Genomic DNA, 3,980 nt, shown 5'->3' with positions numbered 1-3,980 from the left:
CTGGCGCAGAGGATACCCAGCGGACCGAGATCTGGTATGGCCCGGGCAACAGCCTTGAGGCCGCCACGAAGCTGACAGACCTGGCCTATCCGCAGTCCGACTACAGCATGCAGAACTTGGCCGCGGGTGCTCGGTTCTTCTTCTGGGCTCGCCTGGTTGATCGGACTGGCAACGTGGGGCCGTTCTATCCAGTTGTGAACGGGGTTATGGGCCAGGCCAGTTCGGATGCAGGGCCGATCCTCGACATTCTCACAGGGAAGGTCACAAAGACCCAGCTCGGCCAGGACCTGCTGAGCGAACTGGACGGGCTGCAGGACCAGATCGATGCTCTCGACGGGTTGAAGGGATACGACCCGGCAGAGATCTACCTGAAGGGCCAGATGGTCGTTGAGGATGGGCGCATCTACCAGGCGATCAAGGATGTGCCCGCCAACAACCCGCCACCGGCCCCGGCCTTCTGGTCTGACGTTGGCCAGTCGGTTGAAACGGCCAATGGATTGGCCCAGCAGGTGGCCACGAACACCGCCGATATCACGGAGCTGGACGGCGTGGTCACCGCCCAGGCCAGCGCGACCAGCGCTCTGCGGGCCTCCTGGCGTGAGGATGACGGTTCTGGTGATCTGGCGGATGCGATTAGGGGCTGGAACAACACCGCAGCCATTGTCACGGAAGAGAAGGTCAGGGCAACGGCCATTGAGGCTGAAGCCACGCGAACAACAAAGCTGCAGGCCTCGGTGGGCGAGAACACCGCAGCGATTCAAGAAACATCGTCTGCCCTGGCCAACACCAAGGGCCAGCTTGAAACGTTGTGGTCGGTGAAGATGGAGGCCACCGCCGGCGGCCAGAAGTACGCCGCGTCTTTCGGCTTGGGCCTACAAGTAGATCCGTCCGGGGTGTCGTCGCAGTTCGTTGTGCGGGCCGACACCTTCATGTTGCTGAACCTGATCAACGGCACCCCTGTCTCGCCGTTCTCTGTGAGCGGTGGGCAGACGTTTATCCGCTCTGCATTTATTCAAGAGGGGTCCATCGACATGCTGAAAATCGGCAGCAACTTGCAGTCGAGCAACTACGTACCTGATGTTTCGGGCTGGGCATTCCGTCCTGATGGAACCTTCCAGATGATGGGCAATTCCCCTGGCGGGTCGCGCCTACTGATAAACAACAAGGGCATCTTCGTGTACCACGCGAACGGTGTTAAAGGTATCGACTTGAGTCTGGACGCAACATGACCGTCGGATTGATCACTCGAGATAAAGACGGTTCCGTGACAACGGACATGACAAAGAGCCTCAGCCAGGCTGACGGGGTTGTTAGAACAAACCGCGCAGGTGGCTCAAAGGCTATTAGCCTGCCGCCTGGTCGGAACTACTTCTACATCATTGCGGTGCTTGAGGACAGCCAGAGAACTGGAGGGAAGCGCCCAGGTGTCACGCTTACGCAGAACCTGATTTCCTGGAACTATTCAGTTCCTAGTGGGTTCCCGATTGACTGCGAAATTTACTATGGGTACTACTGATGGCAAAAGTGGCGTTAATAGCTAGGGACTCCGCAGGTAATATCCTCTACGACACCTCAAAGTCTATCTACGGGCTAAGGAAGAGCGGCCCCGTTGAGTACCATGGCGCATGGAGACGCCAGCAGCCGAGTGGAGGTCCGCACATATGTTTCGATAATATCTATAAATTCACTGTGCTAAATGCGATAAGCCCTATCGTGTTTGTGACTGGTGCATGCAATCAGCCTGTTGCCTCTAAAGAAGGTAATGACCACGTTTTTTATTTTGCTGGTCCTGTTAGTAATATTAAGGTTTATTGCTTTGATATCATGGCGCCTATCTTCGCTGGTCCAGCTTTGAAGACAAGGGCTGAGGACGGCAAATTCACATTCAATAGTTTGCAGCGGCCTCTGAACGTGATCGGCACGTCAATCTCGACGCCACCAACTGGGCCATGGAGTGAAACTGTACCGGTGGGGGGATTTCAAGGCGGCACGACTGGTATCGTCGTTTCGCAATTAAACAACCAGGACTACACAGGTGGATTCAGGGGGTGGTTCTGGACAAGGGCGCTTGATCCAGCAAAGACATACGCAGCTCATATTCCATGGAGTCGCGGGTGCTGGTGTACTGGCCAGCTAAACAGCGACACCGTCTACAGAGGCAGTCTTCATGAGGGGTGCTACGGGCAAAAAGGGAGCATTGTTCACTGCTTCTGGACGTCCCCAGAGACAACATACGGTAGCGTTTACAGTACGACTCCGCAAAATATAACCGCGCTCACGGTAGATCCAAGACCGTCCTGCTCGTACATCGACGTGTCTGAATACCCTTATCCATTCAATCCGCAGTTGTAGTTGTAGCGTGCGAACACACCCGCCAAGTTGCGGGTATTTTTTTGTCTGGAGAAAACCATATGGCTTGGCTTAGAGCCGGAACAGTCGCCGTTATAAGCGGCTCAACAACGGTCACCGGAACCAACACCGGGTTCGCAGCGAACACCCGGGTCGGTGACGCTTTCATCGGTCCCGATGGTCGCCAGTACGAACTGCAGAACGTCGCAAGCGACACGGTTATATCGATCCTGCCGGCGTACCTGGGCCCTACTGCATCCGGGCAGCCTTTTGCGGTGATGCCCGTGCAGGGCTATCAGAAGCTTCTGGCCGATCTTGTACGTGATTGGACTAATCAATACGGCACCAAAATGGCCGCGCTGGGCACCACTGGCAACTACGATGTGTTGCCAGTCGAGAAGGGCGGGACAGGTGGTGCCGACCAGGCGGGTGCGCGTACTGGCCTGGGCCTTGGAACAGCCGCGACTGCGAACACCACTACCAGCGCGACAGATGCCACTGCTGGGCACGCCCTAAAAGTCGGAGATTTTGGCGTCGGCTCCACTTCAGTTCCAACACTTACTGACCTCAACGTTTTTAGCGGATCAGGTCCGTACAAGTTCATCTCAGACGCTGCAAACGCCCCGGCTGCCATATATGGCACAGTGCAAGTGGTGATGTATGACGCCACTAACTGGACGCAGTTCGTTATCAGTACCAGTCCTCCGCGGCAGACCTATATGCGCTCCTGCGTCAACGGATCAATCCAGCCGTGGATTCGTGGATTTGTTGAAGAGGGTGAAAGCGCTGCTGGTTACTGGGTGAAGTTTCCGCATGGGTTAATGATGGCTTGGACCCCGGCAACCGCGAGAGCGATCCCAGCACTTTATTCTGGAACAACATCTATCACTCTGCCTGTTGCATTTGTTGGGGCGTATCAGGCCTATGGAACCGTGCAGCCCGTCACGAACTGGGATCAGTACGGGTGCACGGCCTGTTTCTCGGCAGACGCAAGCACAGTGAACATAGGTGTCCGCAATGGACCAACCGCGCAAGATATGCGCGTTTCAGTTTTCTGCATCGGAAGGTGGAAATAATGATCAGGATCAATTTGCACCCTCTGGCCATCGATGCTCGAGAGCTGGAAGTTTCGGTGCATGGAAACGTGCTGACTGTCAGCGGCAAGGATTTTGACCTCGGTCAGATCCCTGTTGGTTACCGTCTGCCAGCCTCAGCCGCTGACCCCGATGTGTTCGTTTATGAGCTTGCTCATGAGAGCCACGGCTTTGAGGTCACCTTGATCTTCCCTATCCGCTGGGACGATCCTAAAGATATGCGGTTCCCCGAGCCGATCATCGTAACAAGTGACGGCCCTGTACCGCTTCCCAAGCGCTCCATAATGGAGGAATTCACCATTGAATCTTGACCTGTTGGAAAAGCTGCCTGACCCAGCTCAAGAGGCGGCAAGGGCGACGTCCGTGGCCGCACTGGAATATCTCCAATCAACTGACTGGATGGCGCTGCGTCAGCTCGAAACCGGTAAGCCCATTCCCGAAGATGTGGCTGCCAAGCGAGCCGAAGCGAGGCTCGTCATCGACGCGCAGTGAACCAGCTGTAAGCCCCATGAGCCCGCCATTGAGCGGGATTTTTTT

General features: G+C 55.9%; 3 protein-coding genes. All 3 read left to right on the top strand.

Annotated features, from left to right (window positions below; genetic code table 11):
- The coding region (locus GV818_RS33575; RefSeq protein ID WP_161778732.1) for a phage tail protein at positions 1-1,229 on the top strand (1,229 nt) is incomplete at its 5' end.
- Between the two features lie 1,182 nt (positions 1,230-2,411).
- Entirely contained in the window at positions 2,412-3,425 is a 1,014-nt protein-coding gene (locus tag GV818_RS33570) for a pyocin knob domain-containing protein (RefSeq protein ID WP_161778731.1), read from the top strand.
- Positions 3,425-3,754, top strand: a complete 330-nt coding sequence (locus GV818_RS33565; protein WP_161778730.1) for a hypothetical protein — start codon at positions 3,425-3,427, stop codon at positions 3,752-3,754. The genes GV818_RS33570 and GV818_RS33565 overlap by 1 nt, the downstream gene beginning before the upstream one ends.
- Positions 3,755-3,980 lie beyond the last annotated feature (226 nt).

It is taken from the genome of Pseudomonas sp. Fl4BN1 (genome assembly GCF_009908285.1).
In the GTDB taxonomy this organism is placed as follows: Bacteria; Pseudomonadota; Gammaproteobacteria; order Pseudomonadales; family Pseudomonadaceae; genus Aquipseudomonas.
Note: the sequence above shows the minus strand (reverse complement) of the source record. Positions and strands in the feature narration are given on the sequence as shown.